Raw genomic sequence first — 21,535 nt, forward strand, 5'->3', positions numbered from 1 at the left:
TTTTTAGTTTTGCTTAAAATTACCCTATTTTTATCGGAAATTGAACGCAATGGGCAACAAAGAAAAATTCTTTGAGCATATAGAACAGGGCTACGCCATGAAAGGCGACTATATTACTATGGGCGCCGGGATGTTGGATGGCGAAACCATAACAAATGCCTACATAAAGGTTCCTTTAAAAACCATGAACCGCCACGGTTTGATCGCCGGGGCAACGGGTACTGGAAAGACCAAGACACTTCAGGTTTTGGCAGAAAACCTTTCGGACAAAGGTATTCCAGTTCTCCTAATGGATTTAAAAGGCGATTTGAGCGGTATTGCCCAACCAAGCCCAGGGCACCCAAAAATTGATGAACGCCACGAAAAAATAGGATTACCATTTGAGGCCAAGGGTTTTCCCGTTGAGATTCTATCGCTTTCCGAACAAAGCGGGGTCCGTTTACGGGCCACCGTATCAGAGTTTGGCCCCGTACTCTTATCAAGAATATTGGACCTGAGCGTTACGCAAGAAGGCATTGTGGCCGTTGTTTTTAAATACTGTGACGACCACAAGTTGCCCCTTTTGGACCTGAAGGACTTTAAAAAGGTATTACAATATGCCACAGGAGAAGGTAAGGATGAGTTTCAAAAAGCCTATGGCCGCATTTCCACAAGTTCCACTGGAACGATTTTAAGAAAGATTATTGAACTGGAACAACAGGGAGCAGATCTATTCTTTGGTGAAAAATCGTTCGATGTTGATGATTTGGTGCGAATTGATGAAAATGGTCGAGGCTACGTGAACATTATCCGTTTGACTGATATCCAAGACCGACCCAAACTGTTCTCAACATTTATGTTGAGCTTACTCGCCGAAATCTATTCCACTTTTCCCGAACAAGGGGATAGTGATAGACCTGAATTGGTGTTGTTCATTGACGAGGCGCATTTGATCTTTGATAATGCAAGCAAAGCCCTTCTAGACCAGATTGAAAGCATTGTAAAATTGATACGTTCCAAGGGTATAGGGCTCTATTTTGTGACCCAGAACCCAACAGACGTTCCCGACGATGTATTGGCACAGTTGGGATTAAAGGTACAGCATGCGTTACGGGCATTTACGGCCAAGGACAGAAAGGCCATTAAACTAACAGCACAAAATTACCCAATATCCGATTTTTATGATACCGCAGAAATCTTGACTTCGTTAGGTACTGGAGAAGCCCTTATTTCCGCTTTGGATGAAAAAGGAAGACCTACCCCACTGGCAGCGACCATGATGCGGGCACCAATGAGCCGTATGGATATTTTGAGCGATTCCGAAATAAAAGAAGTACTGGACAGTTCCAAATTGATAAAAAAATACAATGAGGAAATTGATCGTGAGAGTGCCTACGAAATACTCAACGAAAAAATAGAAAAAGTAGAGAAAGAGGCCGAAAAGGAAAAGGAAGTAAGAACAAGTAGTAGAAGGTCTACAAGTAGAAAAAGTACCCGAATGAACCCTGTGGTTAAAGTACTCACCAGTGCTACATTTATTCGCGGTGTATTAGGAGTATTAAAAAAAGTGATTCGATAAATTATATGAAAAAGACAACCAAAGTTATAACACTGATTATCGGTGTTGCCCTATTGCATTCGTGCCAAAATGATACAACATTTTTAATAACCGAATCCAGTGTTGGCCCTTTGACCCCGACCACCACGGTAAACGAATTGGAATCGACTTTTGTAAAGGATTCCGTAATTAGGGATACCACAAGGCTGAACCTGGGAAATGCTTCCAAAAAAATTGAGGTGTACGAAAAAGGAGGTAAACATTTGTTGACCCTTACGGCCAACTCCGACAGTATCCCTACCATAGAGAATATTAGGGTCATGGATAACCGATACCTTTCTGAAAAAGGAATTGGGCTTCAGAGTACTTTTAAGGATATCCAAAGTAAATACGACATAAAGAAAATAGTGACCACCTTGAACAGTATCGTGGTCTTCCCCAAAGGAAGCAACTTATATTTTACCATTGACAAAGAGGAACTTCCGGAGAACCTGCGCTTCTCCACTTCAGAAATCGAAGCAGTCCAGATTCCTGATGATGCCAAAATCAAATACTTGATGATCGGCTGGGAATAAGCACGATACAACGCTTCCGAGATGAAAAAGTTATTGAACAAGATAGTTCCATTGGCATATGGGCAGTATTATAATGCCTATACCCTTTTGGCTCCCAAAAAAGCTGCAGAAAGTGCTTTCCATGTTTTCTGCACGGTTAGAAAAGGAAGGATCAATCCGGAACAAGCGGAATATTTGGACGGCTTTAAGCTTGACACTGAAGAAGTTGTGGGACACAAAATACAATCGTACCATTGGCCCGGCAACAAAGAAACAGTGCTTCTTGTACATGGGTGGGAGAGCAATACGTTTAGATGGAGAAACCTCATCAAAAAACTGAGGGAAGCCGACTTTAACATCATAGCATTCGATGCGCCATCACATGGCTATTCTTCGGGAAAACATCTGTATGTCCCGCTTTATGAACAGGCGGTGAACTATATGGTGAAAAAATACAATCCGAAACACCTGATAGGCCACTCCGTGGGCGGGATGACAATTATCTATAACCAGTATAAAAACCCGAATGATCAAGTAGAGAAAATGGTGACCATTGGATCCCCGTCAGAATTTCACGAAATTATGGAGCACTTCCAAGATCTTCTAAAATTCAACAATAGGGTAATGCGCCATTTGGACCAATATGTGTACAATAGGTTCGGATTTAAGATCGATGAATTCTCCACCTCTGAATTTGCCCGTACCCTGAGCAAGAAAGGTTTGTTGTTTCACGACAAGCACGATAATATAACCCCATACCATGCCTCGGTTGCCGTAAACAACAATTGGAAAGACAGTACCTTGGTCAGCACCGAGGGGCTTGGGCATTCCATGCACCAAGATGATGTTAACGATCAGATTATTTCATTTTTGGAAGCTTGATAAAGTTGTCCTAATTTTCAGAAAAAATATACCATGCAAAAAATAACCCCCTTTCATGTAGCCGTTCCGGTCCACAATTTAGAAGAATGCAGAACTTTTTATCGAGATGTGCTTGGTTGCGAAGAAGGTAGAAGTGACGATCATTGGGTAGACTTTAATTTTTTCGGACACCAATTTGTGATTCATTACAAGCCAAAATCTGAAGATGATACGCACACCAATCCCGTCGATGGAAAAAATGTGCCCGTGCCACACTATGGGGTAGTTCTTCCTTGGGATACGTTCCAGAGCTTTTCCAAAGAACTTATTGAGAAAGGTATTGAGTTTGTAATTGAGCCCTATATTAGATTTGAGGGCAAACCAGGGGAACAAGCGACCATGTTTTTTTTAGATCCAGCAGGAAATGCATTGGAATTCAAAGCTTTCAAAGACATGGGACAACTTTTCGCCAAATAATTCAAACCAAGTTGAGTCCTTTTTTTCTTACCCATAAATGGGCAAAGATTATATTGGGAACCCAACAGAGCCAAGCCACTATTTTATAGGCCAGCAGAAATTCCCCAAGTACTATGGTAAGTGTGGGCAACCAAATTCTTAAGGTTACCGCTGCAAAGCAGGCGGCATAACTATAGACCATCATACCCTGGTGCAAGGAAATATCCCTTTTCTTAATTGCAAGGTAGGCCCTTAGCGTAGTGAATAACCAAATAACGCCCAAAGAGATAAACCCTAGGGAGGAAATCAGTCCACCGGTTGCATAAAAACCCAAGTAAATACTGCAAGCCCCACTGGCTAAAACAGAAACCACATATACTTTCCCTAGATTTTTATGAAGTTGTAGACGCTGTGTCCTTAATTTTTTGATGAATTGGGACCAACCTACGATTAAGGCCAAACCTCCAAAAGCAATGTGCCCATAGAATGCGATTTTCCATATGGTATCGGACAACAGATCCGATGATTTGCTTTGTAATAACCCGAAATCAGAAGAAGCAAAAAGGTAAACCAAAGGATAAAGACCAATACCTATGGCCAAAAAAACAAAAACCACCCAAGCCACTTTATTTCTTGCTGTCTGAGCCATATTGCAGGATTTAGCTTTGGGTAAGTTATCGATATTTTGATAATAAAAACAAGATTTTGACCCCTAATTCGTTATTAATGTATGTATTAGATCTTTAAGATCGGCCCAAATCCTACTATTATGAAGACAATTTTACTTTTTATTACCCTTATTTTTTCAGCGATGGCGGTATCCAGCTGCACCAATGATGAAAGCGACACAGAATTTGACATTCTGACACCGGAAGAAGAGCAACAAACAGCTTTAAAGACAGAACAGGATAACGTTAACTAAGATTTTTTTGTGTTATGGCGTTCTCTGGCCAAAAGAGTGTTCTTTAATAACATTGCTATGGTCATTGGGCCCACTCCACCGGGAACAGGAGTAATATATGAGGCTTTTTTACTTACAGCCTCATAATCCACATCGCCTGTAATGTAGTATCCCTTTTCTTTGGAATCGTCAGGGACTCGGGTTATACCCACATCGATTATGGTAACGCCTTCTTTGACCATATCTTCCTTTAAAAATTTAGGAACACCAAGAGCTGATATAACAATATCGGCCTGAAGCGTCAATTCCTTTAAATTTTTGGTTCTACTATGGGCAAGGGTCACTGTTGAGTTACCAGGGTTTCCTTTTTGGCTCATTAAAATACTGATGGGCCTACCTACGATATGACTTCTACCGATTACAACGGTATGTTTTCCTTCCGTTTCCACTTTGTATCGCTTCAGTAATTCCATTATCCCAAACGGGGTGGCTGAAATGAAGGTCTCCATATCCAAGGCCATTTTACCAAAGTTGGTAGGATGGAATCCATCCACATCTTTATCGGGGTCTACGGCCATGAGTACTTTTTCCTCATCAATATGATTGGGCAAAGGAAGCTGAACAATATATCCGTCAATGTCCGGGTCATTGTTCAGGTTATGGACCTGTTCCAACAGTTCCTCTTCCGTTGTTTCCTCAGGAAGGTGAATCAATGTGGAATCGAATCCTATTTTTTTACAGGAACGCACTTTACTTCCCACATAGGTAAGGCTTGCGCCATCGTTACCTACCAAAACAGCTGCCAAATGAGGGACCTTTTCGCCCCGCTCTTTCATTTGGGCCACCTCAACGGTGATTTCTTCTTTTATCTGATTGGATACTTTTTTTCCGTCAAGGATTTCCATGGGTCGTTGTGTTGGTTTTAAGTATTGTTGGTTAAAGTTATCTCATATTCTGCATCATCTGCATCATCTTCTTGCCTCCGCCGCCTTGCATCATCTTCATCATTTTGCTCATTTGATTGAATTGCTTGAGCAACTGATTTACTTCTTGGATGGAAGTTCCACTACCTGTGGCAATCCGTTTTTTGCGACTTGCGTTCAACATAGCAGGGGTAGATCGTTCTTCGGGCGTCATGGAATGGATAATGGCCTCAATGTGTTTAAAGGCATCATCATCGATATCCAATCCTTTTAAGGCTTTTCCAGCTCCGGGAATCATTCCCATGAGGTCCTTCATGTTCCCCATTTTCTTGATTTGCTGAATCTGGCTCAAGAAATCATCGAAACCGAATTTATTCTTGGCAATCTTCTTTTGAATCTTACGTGCCTGTTCTTCGTCGAACTGTTCTTGGGCACGTTCCACCAAGGATACCACATCCCCCATTCCAAGGATACGATCGGCCATTCGGGATGGGTGGAAGACATCAATCGCTTCCATTTTTTCCCCGGTACCGATGAACTTAATGGGCTTGTCCACCACAGATTTAATGGAAATGGCCGCACCACCTCGGGTATCACCATCCAACTTGGTTAAAATGACCCCATCAAAATTGAGGACATCGTTAAAGGCCTTGGCTGTATTTACGGCATCTTGCCCTGTCATGGAATCCACAACAAACAATGTTTCCTGTGGCTCTATCGCTTTGTGGATGTTGGAGATTTCGTTCATCATCTGCTCATCCACAGCCAAACGACCCGCGGTATCGATTATCACCACATTGCAACCTAAACTCTTGGCATGTGCAATACCTGCTTTGGCAATGGCAACCGGATCATTATTCTCGCGATCGGAATATACTTCTACCCCAATTTGGTCCCCAACCACATGTAACTGGTCGATTGCCGCTGGACGGTACACATCACAGGCTACCAATAGAGGTTTTTTTGTTTTCTTTTTCTTAAGGTAGTTGGCCAGTTTACCGGAAAAGGTTGTTTTACCTGAACCTTGAAGACCGGACATTAAAATTATGGACGGATTCCCGGAGAGATCAATACCTTCTGCATCGCCCCCCATAAGTTCGGTAAGCTCATCCTTTACCAACTTTACCATTAGCTGCCCCGGTTGGAGGGAAGTCAGCACGTTTTGGCCCAATGCTTTTTCCTTTACCGTATTGGTAAATTCCTTTGCTATTTTAAAGTTGACATCGGCATCCAACAATGCTCTTCGCACCTCCTTAAGGGTCTCTGCTACATTGATTTCCGTTATCTGCCCATGTCCTTTGAGGACGTGGAGTGCCTTATCTAATTTTTCGCTTAAATTATCGAACATGTGTTCTTTGTTTTAAAGAGGGACAAATTTAAGAATAATATAAAAGAAAAAGGACGGCTTTGGGGAGAGCCGTCCTTCTTTTGGAAAAAAGATTGGGGAAATCTATTAATTCTTTTCAAAAACCAATTTATCGGTTCCTCCATTTCCACCGCTTATGTCTATAAGCTCTATTCTCACGGATGTGTAATCCACAATGTCCCAGTCATCTGTAAGGTCAGCAAAATCGGCTGGGGATGAAAAGGCAATGTTGAAATCCACATCATCATCGTCATCGGGGCTATCATCATCGCTAACGTCATCACTGTCATCAGAATCAGTAACGGACCATGTACCGTTTATGGTGGAAACCCCATCTGTGGCCGTCAAAGTTCCATCGGAATTAAAACTGAATTCATAACCGTTAAAATGGTCTGTTTCTTCCTTATCCGTATCGAAATAATACGCAATGGTCCAAGTTCCACTTGTTGCTATGCTGTTAAGTTCGGTCACCTGGGCAGGCGACAAACTGTTCAACATGTCATCTTCATCACTCTTGTCACAACCTACCACAATGATGGCAATCAGGATAGTGACGTATTTAAAAATTGAGGTTTTCATAACAAATTTTGGATATAAAATATAGTGTTCTCGTTATAGTTGTTGTTAAGGTTTCTCGAATACAAGGGTATCGGTACTTCCGTCATCGCTTTCATCGATAAGTTCGATTCTAGTAGATGTAATGGAAACTAGCTTCCAGTCATCGGTCAATTCGGCCAAATCATCACCTGTATCCAAGTTGATATAAAATTTCAGCCCTTCATCCGAGTCTCTTAATACTCTCCAAAGTCCATTGGCCAGTGGGTCCCCATTTTCGGACACTTCCAATTGATACATTGCATCGAAGTTGAAATCCAATCCTGCGTAAGAGGTGGTCATATCTACGTCTCCTTCTTTAAAAAGAGCCACATTCCAAAGACCTCCCATAGCTATGTTTCTAATTTCAGCCACGTCGGCATCGTCAGCGCTGTCGTTACAAACTTTTAGCAACACCATTTCGTGGTCTGTTTCCTCTATCTCAAATTTTAAACGGGTTTGAAGCATTTCCTTGATGGGCCATTCAAAACTAACCCCTGGCTCATCACCTATACTGATCATTAAGGAAAGTTGGAATTGACTGTTCATTCCTATTTCCCATGTTCCTTCCATGGTGTTTGTACCATCTCCATTACCAAGAGTAACTACTCCGTCTGTTCCAAATTGAAACTCGTATCCAAGAAGTCTTTCAATTTCTTCACCTTGGTTCTTGACCTTTTTTACTACCCATTCACATTCCTTCAACAAGGCTATAAATGCTTCTCTGTCAATCTCCTCGGAAGGTTCAATATCACATCTTTTCTTAAGTACAATTCTGTTGCCTCCGTCTTTGTATAATTTAATAACACCATCTTCGAGTTCATAAACATGTCCCTCCATGGAGAAGTCTGCAAAATTCTCAAACTCAAGATTGAGCATTACACCGCTATCTGTCATACTTGTACTCCAAGTACCCACTATCTCATCAGCAGTAAAAGTGGTAAAGTAAACCGTACCGTCTGCCATAAAAGTCAATAGACGCTCAATATATTGTTCCGTGCTATCCACTTCGTTTCGAATCACTTGTCGTACCTGAAGTGGACAGGACAATAAGAAGTCGTCAAGTTCTTCTTCCGTAAAGTCATCATCGTTGTAATCGTCATCGTCGTCCTCATCGCACTGGTTTTTGGCCAATTCGAGGGCAGCGGCCAATTCCGCATTGTTCTGAACCATTACTTCGGTACCGTCATGCTTTTTAAGTGTAATCGGGAATTCGATACTGATTAGATCATCATCTTCAAGCTCATCAAAAAATCTTCTCATAGCTCGATCACTCTCTACGATAACTGTTCCAGATTGTTGATTATCCAATCCAAAAGTGTACAAGGTAATAGGGTAAACAAAATCGATACACTCGATATCGTCATCATCACCACCTTCAAGGCAATCCCTGGCCAATAGTTCCAGCTCGTCTTGATCTTGGATGGTTATTTCGGTAAAATCAGAAAGGGTAATGGTGATGGGGAAAAGAATATCCAAGATATCATCATCATCATCAAGTTCATCGAAGATCTCTTCGACCACGTCCAAATCACTTTCGGAATCGATGGTCACTTCAACACCGTTTACGGTAACGGTATAAGGGAATTGGATGGCCAAACAACTTGCTCCATCCACGATATTATCATACGAACCATCATTGGAAGATGTTTTTTCAATCAATACCGCTGTTGTGGAATTTGCGGAAATAGTTTCATTTTGGGGGTCATCGCCAATTCTTTCAAATTCTTCCTGACATGCGGATAAACTAAAAATAAGTACAACAAGGGCTGCGCGCATCATGTTGTGAATCAACTTTTTCATAACAATTGAATTTTGGGGTTAGAATTCAACCTTAAAACAACCACAGAAAAGAAAACCCTACTTTTTTCTTAAAAATTTTCAAATATATTTGAGACCTTAAACAAACTCCCGTCCATGAGCAACGTATGTGAGGACCACATTTTCAGTAAAGTTTTCAAGACCCATTCCAAAACGGTCTTTAACTATATTTTTTACAAGTTCGGAAACGAGGAAAAGGCACATGATGCAGTTCAGGAGGCCTTTGTAAAACTCTGGCAAAACTGTGCCAAGGTAAGTCCAGAAAAAGCCAAGTCTTACGTCTATACGGTTGCAAACAACCTTTATTTAAATGTAATAAAGGCAGAAAAGGTGCGGCTAAAGCATGCGGACAGTATTGGAAATGACCGCACAAATGAATCCCCCGAGTTTTTAATGGAGGAAAAAGAATACAAAGAAAAATTGGACAACGCCCTGAATGCGCTACCAGAAAACCAAAGAACCACTTTTTTGCTCAATAGGATTGATGGAAAAAAGTATGCGGAAATTGCAGAAATGGAAGGTGTGAGCGTAAAGGCCATTGAAAAAAGGATGCATTTGGCACTAAAAAGCCTCAGGGAACATATTGACGGTATTTAGAATTTTTGAATTCTTATTAAATATAAGGTAGGGTATTTTAAAAGATAGTTGTTACTAACATGTAAAGCATAAAACCCATGCAAGAAAATTATTTGGCAAAATGGTTAAGCGGCGAGCTTTCTGAGGAGGAGCTTCAGGAGTTTAAAAACTCCGAAGAGTTTGCTTCCTACCAAAAACTTAAGGATGCTACCAGCAAATTGACAGCTCCTGAGTTTGATAGTGAAAAAGCTTTGCAACGACTTAAAGATGAGCATATTGAAAATGCGCCTAAAGTAATTACATTGAACCCGTTCAAGAAATTCCTCAAGGTTGCAGCTGCAATTGCTTTGCTACTTACCGCTTCTTTTTTCTACATGAGTACGCTGAACGAAAAAGTGACCACAAATTTTGCCGAACGCTCCGAAGTGCTTCTCCCCGATAACTCTGAAATCTTTTTGAATGCAGATTCCGAGGTAACCTACAGTGAAAAAAATTGGGACACCAAAAGAAATATCGACCTAAAGGGTGAGGCCTTCTTTAAAGTGGCCAAAGGAAAAAAATTCACAGTTTCCACAGATCACGGAACAGTTGCTGTACTGGGGACTCAATTTAATGTTGAAAACAGAGAAGGTTTCTTTGAAGTAACTTGCTACGAGGGCTTGGTTAGCGTTTCTTACAATAATGAAGAAACCAAATTACCAGCGGGAACATCTTTCCTACTAATTAATGGTAAAATCATAGATAGTGGAGCCCCCTCGGGCAGTCTTCCTGCTTGGATGAACAATGAAAGTAGTTTTGAAAGTATACCCCTAAAATATGTTTTTGCCGAGCTTGAACGACAGTTCGACATTACGGTAAAAACAAAAAATATTGACACAAACCTCTTATTTACAGGATCTTTTAACAACACAGACCTGAATATGGCGTTAAAAAGTATAAGTACCCCCTCCAAGACAAGTTTTACAATAGACGGAGACAACGTACTTTTTTATGCTGGGAACACACAACAATAAGCATCTAGGCCTGGTCCTTTCTTTTATGCTTTTCCTTATGTGCAACATAAATGCACAGGAAAAGCAAAAATCACCTATGGCGCTCATTTCCTATCTAAAGACATTGGAGGATGATTTTAATATCAAATTTTCCTTTATCAATGAAGACTTGGACGGACTTACCCTTACCGTACCCGAAAACATGGGATCTTTAGAGGAAATTCTAAAATATATAGAAGATAGGTTCCGTATTGAAGCTGAAAAACTGAACGATAGATATTACACCTTATCCACAAATAACAATGTGAATGTTTGCGGAACGGTCTTGGACAATTTTGCTAAAAACACTGTAATGGGTGCTACGGTAGAGGTGCTAGGGGCAGATATTGCCAAAATCACCGATACGAATGGTTCCTTTTCCCTGGATAATATTCCTCGCAATGCATCTTTACAGATCCGATACTTGGGGTATGTGACCAAATATGTAAAAGTTGAGGCTTTACTTCAGCAAAAAGGATGTCCCAAAATTTTATTGGCACCTTACTATGAGCAATTGGATGAAGTATTCGTGTACAAATACCTTACTTCTGGAATTATAAAAGAAAAGGATGCGAGCATTTCACTGAATACCGCTCAGTTTGGTATTTTACCAGGGCTTATAGAACCTGACATCCTACAAACCGTACAGGCGCTCCCCGGTATTAAAAGTATTGATGAAACCGTATCCGATATTAATGTACGAGGTGGAACCAATGATCAAAACTTGATACTTTGGAACGGAATAAAAATGTACCAGTCCGGACATTTTTTTGGTTTGATTTCGGCATTTAACCCGTACCAAACGGACAAAGTCACCATTTACAAAAATGGGACACCCGCCAATTTTGGTGATGGAGTGAGCAGTGTCATCCAAATGGAAACTGGAAACACTATTGCCGAATCCTTTAAAGGGGGTGGTGGATTTAATTTAATAAGTGGAGATGTTTATGCCGAATTACCTATCAGCAATAAACTTGGTGTGCAATTTTCCGCAAGAAGATCGGCAACCGATTTTTTAAGCACGCCCACCTACAAACAATTTATCAACAGGGCATTTCAGGATAGCGAAATCACACTACAGAACAACAATACGGTTGATGACGAATTTATAAGGGACGAGGATTTTTTCTTCTACGATTTTTCAGGTAAAATCCTTTACGACCTTAATGATAACCACAAAATTCGGGTTAGCGCCATTCACATTAAAAACAATTTAAAGTTTGAAGAAACCAATGTGTCGGCAAATGAGACCAATGTAAGCCTGCTAAAGCAAGACAATATTTCCGTAGGGGGGCAATTGCAGAGCAACTGGACGGATAAGTTCTCTTCACACCTCAACATTTATTATTCAAGGTACAACTTGGATGCTAAAAACGTCTTTGCCAACCAGGTCCAGCAACTGTTCCAGAACAATCAAGTTACAGAGAATGCATTAAAACTCGACACTCACTACACGCTCAACGACGAGTTTAGCTGGAACAATGGGTATCAATATATTGAAACCGGTATCGCTAACACTACAATTATCAACGAACCGAATTTTGAAAGTAGGATAAAAGGCGTTGTTAGGACGCATGCCCCATATACACAGTTCAATTATAGTTCTCCAAACAATAAATTCACCGGAAAGATTGGAGCCAGGTTCAATTTGATTGAAAACTTGGATACTTTTAAAAAATTCCTTTTAGAACCAAGAGTCAACCTAAACTTCAAATTGGCAAATTATATCAGGGCTGAAGTTTTGGGCGAATTCAAAAGCCAGACCACCAATCAGATCATTGACCTGGAACAAAACTTTTTAGGAATTGAAAAACGAAGATGGATCTTATCCAATGACAACTCTCTACCTGTGACCAAAAGTAAACAAGGGTCAGTCGGCATCAACTATGAGAAAAACAATTTCTATATCGGTGTGGAAGGTTTTTACAAAAATGTGGACGGTATCAGTACAAGCACCCAAGGTTTTCAAAACCCTTATCAATTTTCAGGGGAGATCGGCAGTTACAATGTAAAGGGAGTTGAACTGCTCATCAATAAAAAAGGAGACAATTACAGTACGTGGTTGAGCTATGCATACAACAAGAATGATTATACCTTTGATTCCATTGTACCTCAAAACTTCCCCAATAATTTGGACATAAGGCATACTGTTACATTTGCCAGCACCTACACTTATAAAGATTTAAAATTAAGTATTGGGCTTAACTACCGAACAGGTAAACCATTTACAGAACCTGTTGAAGGCGACGAGGGATTGGACCAAAATTATTATCCGCCGAGAATAAATTACCAAAGCCCGAACAACAGTCGATTGCCGGAATATTTTAGGGCAGATGCCTCGGCGATTTACAATTTTCAAATCAGTAGAAGGCTTCGGGCCAATGCAGGACTGTCGATTTTAAATATCACGGACAGAAAAAATACGCTCAACAAATATTACCGAGTCAACGAAAATGATGAAATCGAGACCATAGAAAACTTTTCTTTGGGCATAACCCCAAATGTGAGTTTCAGAGTGAACTTTTAAGATGTGGTTTCTCGACTGCGCTCGAAATGACCCAAGAAAATTTGTGAACATTCGAGAAATCGTATCAAAATACCGAAAGTACTTTTATAAAGCCTTCGACTCCGCTCAGGCTACCAACTCAAAATAATAAAAGATGTCATTCCTGCGAAAGCAGGAATCTACATCCGCTCAGGAACATCAATGCCCAATAAGCGGAACGCCGACTGAATCACCTCCCCTACCTTCTGGGACAATTGCACCCTAAAGTTTTTCTTATGCCCATCGGTCTCGCCCAAAATGGACACTTGTTGATAAAAGGAATTGAACTCCTTCACCAAATCGTAAGTGTAGTTCGCAATCAAGGCAGGACTAAAGTTTTCAGCAGCCAACTGAACCGTTTCAGGGAACAATTGAATCTGCTTTAACAACTCCTTTTCTTTTTCGTGCAAATCAAGAGAGGTCTCGACTGCGCTCGACCTGACATTGTCAGCCTTGCGCAAGATAGATTGAATCCTGGCGTAGGTATATTGAATAAAAGGCCCCGTGTTTCCTTGGAAATCCACCGACTCCTCAGGGTTAAAAAGAATACGCTTTTTAGGGTCCACCTTTAAAATATAATATTTTAGGGCACCCAAACCTATGGTTCGGTACAATTGCTTTTTCTCCTCTTCGGAATAACCGTCCAATTTGCCCAATTCTTGGGAAATGGACTCGGCCGTGTCCTCCATATTCTTGATAAGGTCATCCGCATCTACCACGGTACCTTCCCTACTCTTCATTTTACCACTGGGCAGGTCTACCATTCCATAGCTTAGATGGTACAACTGCTCTGCCCAAGAATAGCCCAATTTTTTAAGGATAAGGAACAAGACCTTAAAATGGTAATCTTGCTCATTACCTACGGTGTAAACCATTCCGTTAATATCGGGATGGTCGGTAACCCGTTGAATGGCCGTTCCAATATCCTGTGTCATGTACACCGCTGTACCATCCGAACGCAAAACAATTTTTTCATCCAATCCATCTTCGGTCAGGTCAATCCAAACACTGCCATCCTCTTTTTTAAAGAAAACGCCACGTTCCAATCCATCCTTGACCACATCACGACCCAACAAATAGGTATCGCTCTCGTAGTACAGGGTATCAAAATCTACACCCAGATTTTTGTAGGTAGTATCAAAGCCATCATACACCCAGCCGTTCATTTTCTTCCAAAGGGATACAACTTCATCATCACCAGCTTCCCATTTACGAAGCATTTCTTGGGCTTCCAATAAAATTGAGGCCTCTTTTTCTGCCTTTTCCTTAGGTGTACCAGCATCTACCAATTCAGCAATCTGCTCTTTATACGCTTTATCAAAAGCCACATAATATTTTCCCACCAAGTGGTCTCCTTTTAGCCCGGAAGATTCAGGGGTTTCGCCCTCCCCAAACTTTTGCCAGGCCAACATACTTTTACAGATATGAATACCACGGTCGTTGATAATCTGGGTTTTGTAAACCTTCTTGCCGGAAGCTTTTAAAATCTCTGCCACGGAATAGCCCAACAAATTGTTTCGGATATGCCCCAAGTGCAACGGCTTATTGGTGTTGGGTGAGGAATACTCCACCATTACCGCATCATCCGACTGGGTTTTTACGTAGCCAAAATCTTCTTGGTCAAAAATATTGTTGAAGAAATTAAGGTAATAACCATCCTCAATAACAATGTTCAAAAAGCCTTGTACCACATTACATTTGGACACCTCATCCACATGCTCAACCAAATATTCCCCGATTTTGGTTCCGATCTGAACTGGATTCCCTTTTACATGGCGTAACATAGGAAATACCACCACGGTAATGTCACCCTCAAAATCCTTGCGGGTAGGTTGAAATTCCACGGCGGGCAATTCAACTTGGTACAGTTGTTTTACCGCTTCGATCACTTTTTGGGTCAAATCGTTTTGCAAACTCATCTATAAAGGCTTTTCAGGGCGCAAAACTACGGATTTTTTAGGCTTTTCCCACACCTTAACCAAACGGTCCGCTGTAATTTGATTAAATTTAGATATGCTATTCAACGTCTCCTACAACGATAAAAAAATCACTAAAAAAATTGATGACGCCGTAGGCAAACCCATCCCCATAAAAGAACGTTTTGCCATGGGCGGTATCGGCTCACCAAAATTGCACATTACGGAGGCCAGTATCGACATATATAACCTACTAATTTTGGACAGCAGCACCAATACTTGCAATGTTGAACTCCGTCCCAATGGCATTATTGTCCGCTTCCGTGCCCGATTGGAAACCTATGGATTGATTATTCCGTACTATAAATTGAACGTGTACAAAGGAGATTTAGGAATTTACTCCATTTATATGGACCACTATTTCATCAAAGTTCGCTCGGACACCAAGGCCATTCAACGGTTCTTCCGTAAATTAATGGACCATCGTGCAGATAACCTTCCCACTAACCTAGAAGACATATGAAAATATTGCTGACAGGAGCCAATGGCTACATTGGGATGCGCTTATTGCCCAAACTTTTGAATATGGGACATAGTGTGGTATGCGCTGTACGGGATGAAAAACGACTTTCGGTCGATGCCAAGACACGTTCCAAAATTGATATTGTTGAAATTGATTTTTTGGACGATCCAGAAAACCAAAAAGTTCCGAAAGATATTGATGCAGCCTACTATCTGATTCATTCCATGACCTCCTCGGTGACCGATTTTGATGAAAAAGAAGCACAAGCTGCAAAAAACTTCAATACCATTTTAAAAAATACGCAATGCCAACAAGTCATCTACCTTAGTGGCATCGTGAACGACAAGGAACTTTCCAAACACCTCAGCTCAAGAAAAAATGTAGAGGAAATTCTATACAAAGGTCCTTTTAACCTTACGGTGCTGCGTGCGGGAATTATTGTAGGCTCCGGTAGTTCCTCTTTTGAAATTATACGGGATCTCTGCGAAAAATTGCCCGTAATGATCACACCAAAATGGGTGCTGACCAAAACCCAGCCCATTGCCATTCGAGATGTGATACAATTTCTCACAGGGGTTTTGGGCAACGAGAAAACCTATGATCAATCTTTTGATATCGGAGGGCCCGATATTCTTACTTACAAAGATATGTTGCACGGCTACGCCAAAGTCCGTGGGTTTAAAAACTGGATTTTTACCGTTCCCGTAATGACCCCTAAACTATCCTCTTACTGGCTCTATTTTGTCACCTCCACTTCCTATAAACTGGCCATGAACTTGGTGGACAGCATGAAAATGGAGGTTATAGCGCAAGACAATCGCCTACAGGAAATGCTTGGCATAAAAACACATACATACGAAGAGGCAATTGATCTGGCCTTCAAAAAAATTGAGCAAAACTTGGTAATCAGCAGCTGGAAGGACAGTATTGCAAGCGGCCAAATCAAGGAAGACCTCGAAAATTACATACAAGTCCCCAAATATGGGGTGTTGCGCGATAAAAAAACCATCCGCATAAAAGATGAAGATGCCGTTTTGCAAAATGTTTGGCGCATTGGCGGTGAAAATGGCTGGTACTATGGCAACTGGTTATGGAAAGTGCGTGGATTTCTGGACAAATTGGTCGGAGGTCCTGGACTTCGACGTGGACGCACACATCCCGATAAGATTTTCCCCGGTGACGCATTGGATTTTTGGCGTGTTCTCCTAGCCGATAAAAAGAGTAAACGATTACTTCTGTTTGCTGAAATGAAAACTCCCGGCGAAGCTTGGTTGGAGTTTAAAATTGAAGATGGTGTACTCTACCAAACAGCTACTTTCCGTCCAAAGGGACTATTGGGGCGAATGTATTGGTATTCGGTGCTGCCATTCCATCTTTTCATTTTTGGAAACATGATCAGGAATATTGCAAAAGTGTAAGGTTTCCATCTTTTTTTGCAAATAAGTCAACAACTGTTACATCGAGTGCAGTCGAGATGTTTTTCATTGGTTGGTCATCATTTCTTGGTATAAGATTTCTCGACTGTCCACTTAGACCGGGTCTAGGGTGACAACTCGAAATGACCATCCCCCTATCTCCTATCTCCTATCTCCTATCTCCTATCTCCTATCTCCTTGCTGTTAAAATACTATTAAGCCACATCGGCAATTCCCTTTTTCTTTGCACTTTGTCACAAAATTGCCCAAAGTTCGTCTAAACCTTAGACAACCTTTCCCCCCAAAAAGGTGTCTTATAAATGAAACCTTATAGTAAATCATGTCCAATAAGCAGATTTTATTTCTTACTTGTTTTTCTCTTTTAATGGCTCTTCCTATGGGGGCACAGACCATTTCTTCACGCTTGGTGGATGCAAAAACACAAAAGGGAATTCCCTACGCCACCATTCAATATGGTGAATACAAGGGAGTGATCACCAATGAAGAAGGTCGCTTTAGCTTTGTTTTGGAAGAAGGTGCCACCCTGCCCGATTCCATCTACGTAACTTCCATGGGATATGAAAAAAAAGGCTTCACCCTACAACAAATGCAAGACAGCTTGGTCCCGCTGCAAGCAAAAGCGATAGAATTAAGCGGCGTTTACGTATTCAACAAGGATTTGGAGGTGGATGACATCATTGATAAAATGATCGAGAACATTCCTCAAAATGTAAACAAAGAACCAATAAAACAGCGCTTTTTTTTAAGAAAATCAGAACTGGCCAATATGCACAAAGTGGATTTTGGGTTTGAAAAATCATCCATTAAAGAGCTGAACAAGGAATTGATGGACAGTATTTCTCGAACTATCCCAAAAAATGCATCACACTTTACCGAGAGTTTTGGCGACCTCTACAAGAACAACACCGATTACAAGCTTAACATAGTTAAAGCTGCAGACCTTTACGATAAACGCGATGTAAGTTCCTTTGAAGAATTGGCGGAGCATATGGAGGACATCTTTACAAAGAATGTAAAGCCCGGCTCCTACCTAAAAATCAAATCGGGGATATTCAGTGAAAAAATACAAGTGGATTCCATTTTGGATACCATGGACGATGAACGGATGGATCAGGCCAAAAAATTAAAGGCACAGGTAAAAAAAGACAGTGTTTCCGGCTTAACAGACAGTCAGCGCTGGGAGTTCAAAGAACTATTGAGCCAACTCTACTATAAAGAAGATACCAAATTGGACCTTGTGGACAAAAACCGCCGATACGATTTTAAATTGGCAGGCTATGCAGACATTGGGGATGCCGGGGTATATGTGGTAGACTTTTGGCCCAAGCGCAGCAGTGCAGATTTTAAGGGACGACTCTACATCAACATAGAGGACTTTGCCGTTATGCGACTGGATTTTACAAATACACAGCGCCTACGCAATTTTAGGCTGCTGGGCATTACTTATCGCGAAACCGTTTATAAGGGGGTAGTGACCTCATAGCTACGAAAAGTATCAATTCAGCTCATAAGCCCCATAAATACAAGGGTTGGTAATTTAGCATAATCCTTAAATTGTCAAAAAGTCAAAAATGGAAGACAATTTAAGCACAAACTGGTTTATAAGTTACGACGAAGCAGAACTACTTAAAAACAAGAGATACCCACATAAACTGGCATTTGCACTGCAGTTAAAGAATTATTCGGAAACCGGTGCCTTCATATCGAAAGAAAAGGACATAAGATCTGATTTGATCGATCATCTCTGTACCCAATTACATACGAATCCATCGATTTTGAAAGATTATAATTGGATGTCAAGTACGGCCAAAAGGCACCGTTCAGAGATTCTGATGTTCTTAAAAATTGGACGTCCAGGCGCAGTCGACCAACAAGAATTGAGATTTTTGATGTGCGACCAATTGTTCCCGACAGGCATCCAAAAGGAAGAGGCGAACGATCTTGCCAAAAAATGGTATTTCGAGAAAAGGTTAAAGTGTCCTCCGGAAAATGCCCTTTACAGAGAAATAGCGTCTGCCTTTGCCGACTTTGAAAATAAGCTGTTCACCCATGTTGCCTCACTTTTGGGAAGAGGAACGACTGAACTGTTCGACCGCTGCCTTAGAAGTGAACCACATGAAAATGGTTCGTTCACCTGGATTCGTTCCGACCCTGGCCGTACCAGTCTAGCTACCATTCTCAGCGAACTGGACAAATTGTCGTTTATCGAGGACTGCGGATTGCCCGCAAAAGAAATCGGCGGGATACATCCCAAGATTCGGGAAAGGCTTTACAAAAGGATAGCCTCCGAGTCGGCCTGGGAAATAAGGCGGCACCCACCATACATAAGGGATACCTTGATGTGCATCTTTCTTTATGTCAGAAGGCAGAAAATCATCGATGACCTTGTGGACCTGTTCATCCTCCTAGTGGGAAAGCTATCAAAGAAGGCGAAAAAGAAAGTGGAGACCGTATTGGTAAAGGAAATGAAACGGGTCTATGGCAAGACGACACTTTTGGCACGAATTGCTAAGGCATCATTGAAAGACCCTAAAGGCACCATCACCAAAGTAATATTTCCAATTGCCAGCAAAGCGAAACTCTCCGATATCGTCAAAGAGCACAAATATTCCGGAAAGGGTTTTAAAAATGAGATACACAACTTGGTGCGTTCCAGTTATTCCTCCCACTATCGGAGAATGGTGCCACAGATATTGGGCAGTCTGACCTTTAGGTCAAATAATGATTCACACGCGCCCATCTTGGATGCCATCGACTGGCTCATGGAGAACCCAGTACACAACTCAAAGTTTTCTCTTGCCGATGGTTCGGTTCCCACATCGGATATTATCAGGCCCAGTTTTATAAAACTTATCAAAGGGATGGGCAAAGGTGATATGGACCGAGTGGATTATGAAATAGCCGTCCTCGAAGCTTTGAGAAAACGACTTCGGTGCAAGGAGATATGGGTGGAAGGGGCGGATAAATACCGTAATCCCGATGAGGACGTTCCCATGGATTTCAATATTAACAGGAAATTCTACTATGACCGGTTGGGCGTTGAGAACGACCCGGCAGAGTTTACTAGCGGACTGAAGGAAGAAATGGAGACCGCATTGAGAATGTTGAACGAGAACCTGCCATCCAACAAATATGTAAGGTTAAGGCAGTCGGGAGTTAAGAATATCGTACTCTCTCCCTCGGATCCTCTCATGGATCCACCTAATATAAGTGCGCTCAAGGGAGAGGTCCAATCCAAATGGCCAATGACCTCCCTTTTGGATATACTTCGCGAGGCGGACAGTTGGTCCAGCTTTACAAAATCGTTCAAAAGTGTGAGGACTTCGGAACGGTTGTCGCCCGAACAGCTCAGGAAAAGGTTGCTTTTGGTGCTCTACGGCCTTGGAACCAATATGGGGCTCAATCGTCTGGCATCGGGCAACCAAGTCAGTTACAAGGAGCTCCGCCATGTCAAGAACGCCTATATCCATAAGGATTCCCTGCGTAGGGCGATCAGGGAAGTCGCCAATGGGACATTCTTGGTCAAGGACACCAAACTTTGGGGCGAGGCCACCACCTCATGTGCCTCGGATTCAAAGAAGTTTGGTTCTTGGGACCAGAACCTGATGACGGAATGGCACATAAGGTACGGGGGAAAAGGTGTAATGATCTATTGGCATGTCGACACCCGCTCAACCTGTATCTATTCCCAACTGAAGAAATGCTCCTCCTCTGAGGTGGCAAATATGATAGAGGGGGTGCTCAAGCACTGTACCGATATGAAGGTTGAAAAACAGTTTGTGGACACCCATGGCCAGAGCGAGGTCGCCTTTGCCTTTTGCAGGCTATTGGGGTTTGAGCTGATGCCAAGGTTGAAGAGCATCGCCTCACAGAAACTTTACCTTCCGGATATTTCCCTAAAGAAAGAGCTCAAAAACCTTTTGCCCATACTAAATAGGGGCATTAAATGGGAAATCATAGAAAGGCAATATGATGAAATGGTAAAATACACCGCCGCCCTGGAACAGGGAACGGCCGACCCCGAATCGATTTTGAAAAGGTTCACTAGGGGAAACGAAAGCCATCCGATCTACAGGGCCCTTCAGGAATTGGGGAAGGCCGTGAAAACGATATTCCTTTGCCGTTACTTGGCCGATGAAAATGTTCGGAGGGAAATACACGGGGGCCTGAACGTGATAGAGAATTGGAACTCTGCGAACGGTTTCATCTTTTTCGGAAAAAGTGGAGAGGTTTCATCGAACCGTTTGGAAGAGCAGGAACTGTCGGTACTGGCATTACATCTGCTCCAGAACTGCCTGGTCTATGTCAATACACTTATGATACAACGTGTGGTGGCCGAAAACGGATGGATGGAAAGATTTGACAAGGAAGATTATCGTGCATTGAGCCCATTGATACATGCCCATGTGAACCCCTATGGAAAGTTTGAGTTGGATATGGACAAAAACCTTGGACTTGCTGTATAGGTCGATTATCTCTGTGCCAAAAAAGGTTC

At 41.8% G+C, this 21,535-nt stretch carries 18 protein-coding genes; 12 read left to right on the forward strand and 6 right to left on the reverse strand.

The window, feature by feature from the left end; all coding sequences use genetic code 11:
• Nucleotides 1–49 precede the first annotated feature (49 nt).
• Genes PY091_RS05740 through PY091_RS05755 form a run of 4 tightly spaced genes read left to right on the forward strand, consistent with a single transcriptional unit; the run spans nucleotide 50 to nucleotide 3,429 of the window.
• The gene (locus PY091_RS05740; RefSeq protein WP_275648739.1) at nucleotides 50–1,558 is read left to right on the forward strand and encodes a helicase HerA-like domain-containing protein; all 1,509 of its coding nucleotides are present in this window, start codon (nucleotides 50–52) and stop codon (nucleotides 1,556–1,558) included.
• Between the two features lie 5 nt (nucleotides 1,559–1,563).
• Entirely contained in the window at nucleotides 1,564–2,112 is a 549-nt protein-coding gene (locus tag PY091_RS05745; protein ID WP_275648740.1) for a hypothetical protein, read from the forward strand.
• A gap of 21 nt (nucleotides 2,113–2,133) precedes the next feature.
• Nucleotides 2,134–2,973 carry an alpha/beta hydrolase gene (locus tag PY091_RS05750; RefSeq protein WP_275648741.1) on the forward strand — a complete coding sequence of 280 codons (840 nt, stop codon included), beginning with the start codon at nucleotides 2,134–2,136 and terminating at the stop codon, nucleotides 2,971–2,973.
• Between the two features lie 33 nt (nucleotides 2,974–3,006).
• A complete protein-coding gene (locus PY091_RS05755; protein WP_275648742.1) occupies nucleotides 3,007–3,429 on the forward strand; it encodes a VOC family protein in 423 nt (140 codons plus the stop codon).
• Nucleotide 3,430: 1 nt separating this feature from the next.
• Here the strand turns inward: PY091_RS05755 and PY091_RS05760 are convergent, their stop codons facing one another.
• Nucleotides 3,431–4,057: a DUF2306 domain-containing protein gene (locus tag PY091_RS05760; RefSeq protein ID WP_275648743.1), complete on the reverse strand. Its 627-nt coding sequence runs from the start codon at nucleotides 4,055–4,057 to the stop codon at nucleotides 3,431–3,433.
• 120 nt (nucleotides 4,058–4,177) lie between these two features.
• Here PY091_RS05760 and PY091_RS05765 point away from each other — a divergent pair, with 120 nt between their 5' ends.
• Nucleotides 4,178–4,330, forward strand: coding sequence for a hypothetical protein (locus PY091_RS05765; RefSeq protein WP_275648744.1), 153 nt, complete (start codon nucleotides 4,178–4,180; stop codon nucleotides 4,328–4,330).
• Here PY091_RS05765 and folD read toward each other — a convergent pair.
• The 4 genes from folD to PY091_RS05785 form a co-directional block, all read right to left on the reverse strand.
• A complete protein-coding gene (folD, locus tag PY091_RS05770; RefSeq protein WP_275648745.1) occupies nucleotides 4,327–5,214 on the reverse strand; it encodes a bifunctional methylenetetrahydrofolate dehydrogenase/methenyltetrahydrofolate cyclohydrolase FolD in 888 nt (295 codons plus the stop codon). The genes PY091_RS05765 and folD overlap by 4 nt on opposite strands.
• 37 nt (nucleotides 5,215–5,251) lie before the next feature.
• Entirely contained in the window at nucleotides 5,252–6,580 is a 1,329-nt protein-coding gene (gene ffh, locus PY091_RS05775) for a signal recognition particle protein (protein ID WP_275648746.1), read from the reverse strand.
• A 105-nt stretch (nucleotides 6,581–6,685) separates the two neighbouring features.
• Entirely contained in the window at nucleotides 6,686–7,177 is a 492-nt protein-coding gene (locus PY091_RS05780; RefSeq protein ID WP_275648747.1) for a hypothetical protein, read from the reverse strand.
• 45 nt (nucleotides 7,178–7,222) lie between these two features.
• Nucleotides 7,223–8,995, reverse strand: a complete 1,773-nt coding sequence (locus PY091_RS05785) for a hypothetical protein (RefSeq protein WP_275648748.1) — start codon at nucleotides 8,993–8,995, stop codon at nucleotides 7,223–7,225.
• A gap of 114 nt (nucleotides 8,996–9,109) precedes the next feature.
• On the opposite strand from PY091_RS05785, the gene PY091_RS05790 reads away from it, so the two are divergent.
• The 3 genes from PY091_RS05790 (at nucleotide 9,110) to PY091_RS05800 (ending at nucleotide 13,147) form a co-directional block, all read left to right on the forward strand.
• Complete coding sequence (locus tag PY091_RS05790; RefSeq protein WP_275648749.1) at nucleotides 9,110–9,610, forward strand: RNA polymerase sigma factor; 501 nt, start codon at nucleotides 9,110–9,112, stop codon at nucleotides 9,608–9,610.
• A 77-nt stretch (nucleotides 9,611–9,687) separates the two neighbouring features.
• Nucleotides 9,688–10,602 (forward strand): FecR family protein, encoded by a 915-nt coding sequence (locus tag PY091_RS05795; protein ID WP_275648750.1) that lies wholly within the window; start codon nucleotides 9,688–9,690, stop codon nucleotides 10,600–10,602.
• A gap of 37 nt (nucleotides 10,603–10,639) precedes the next feature.
• The gene (locus tag PY091_RS05800) at nucleotides 10,640–13,147 is read left to right on the forward strand and encodes a TonB-dependent receptor (protein ID WP_275648751.1); all 2,508 of its coding nucleotides are present in this window, start codon (nucleotides 10,640–10,642) and stop codon (nucleotides 13,145–13,147) included.
• Nucleotides 13,148–13,305: 158 nt separating this feature from the next.
• Here PY091_RS05800 and argS read toward each other — a convergent pair whose 3' ends face one another.
• Entirely contained in the window at nucleotides 13,306–15,084 is a 1,779-nt protein-coding gene (argS, locus tag PY091_RS05805; RefSeq protein WP_275648752.1) for an arginine--tRNA ligase, read from the reverse strand.
• 94 nt (nucleotides 15,085–15,178) lie between these two features.
• Between argS and PY091_RS05810 the strand changes: the two genes are divergently transcribed.
• From PY091_RS05810 to PY091_RS05825, 4 genes are all read left to right on the forward strand, one after another.
• A complete protein-coding gene (locus PY091_RS05810; RefSeq protein WP_275648753.1) occupies nucleotides 15,179–15,604 on the forward strand; it encodes a hypothetical protein in 426 nt (141 codons plus the stop codon).
• Nucleotides 15,601–17,022, forward strand: coding sequence for an SDR family oxidoreductase (locus PY091_RS05815; RefSeq protein WP_275648754.1), 1,422 nt, complete (start codon nucleotides 15,601–15,603; stop codon nucleotides 17,020–17,022). The genes PY091_RS05810 and PY091_RS05815 overlap by 4 nt, the downstream gene beginning before the upstream one ends.
• A 337-nt stretch (nucleotides 17,023–17,359) precedes the next feature.
• On the forward strand, nucleotides 17,360–18,523 hold the full coding sequence (locus tag PY091_RS05820; protein ID WP_275648755.1) for a peptidase associated/transthyretin-like domain-containing protein: 1,164 nt from the start codon (nucleotides 17,360–17,362) through the stop codon (nucleotides 18,521–18,523).
• 88 nt (nucleotides 18,524–18,611) lie between these two features.
• Nucleotides 18,612–21,506 carry a Tn3 family transposase gene (locus tag PY091_RS05825; RefSeq protein WP_116183696.1) on the forward strand — a complete coding sequence of 965 codons (2,895 nt, stop codon included), beginning with the start codon at nucleotides 18,612–18,614 and terminating at the stop codon, nucleotides 21,504–21,506.
• Nucleotides 21,507–21,535 lie beyond the last annotated feature (29 nt).

The organism is Flagellimonas okinawensis (assembly GCF_029194005.1).
GTDB classification, from domain to species: Bacteria; Bacteroidota; Bacteroidia; order Flavobacteriales; family Flavobacteriaceae; genus Flagellimonas; species Flagellimonas okinawensis.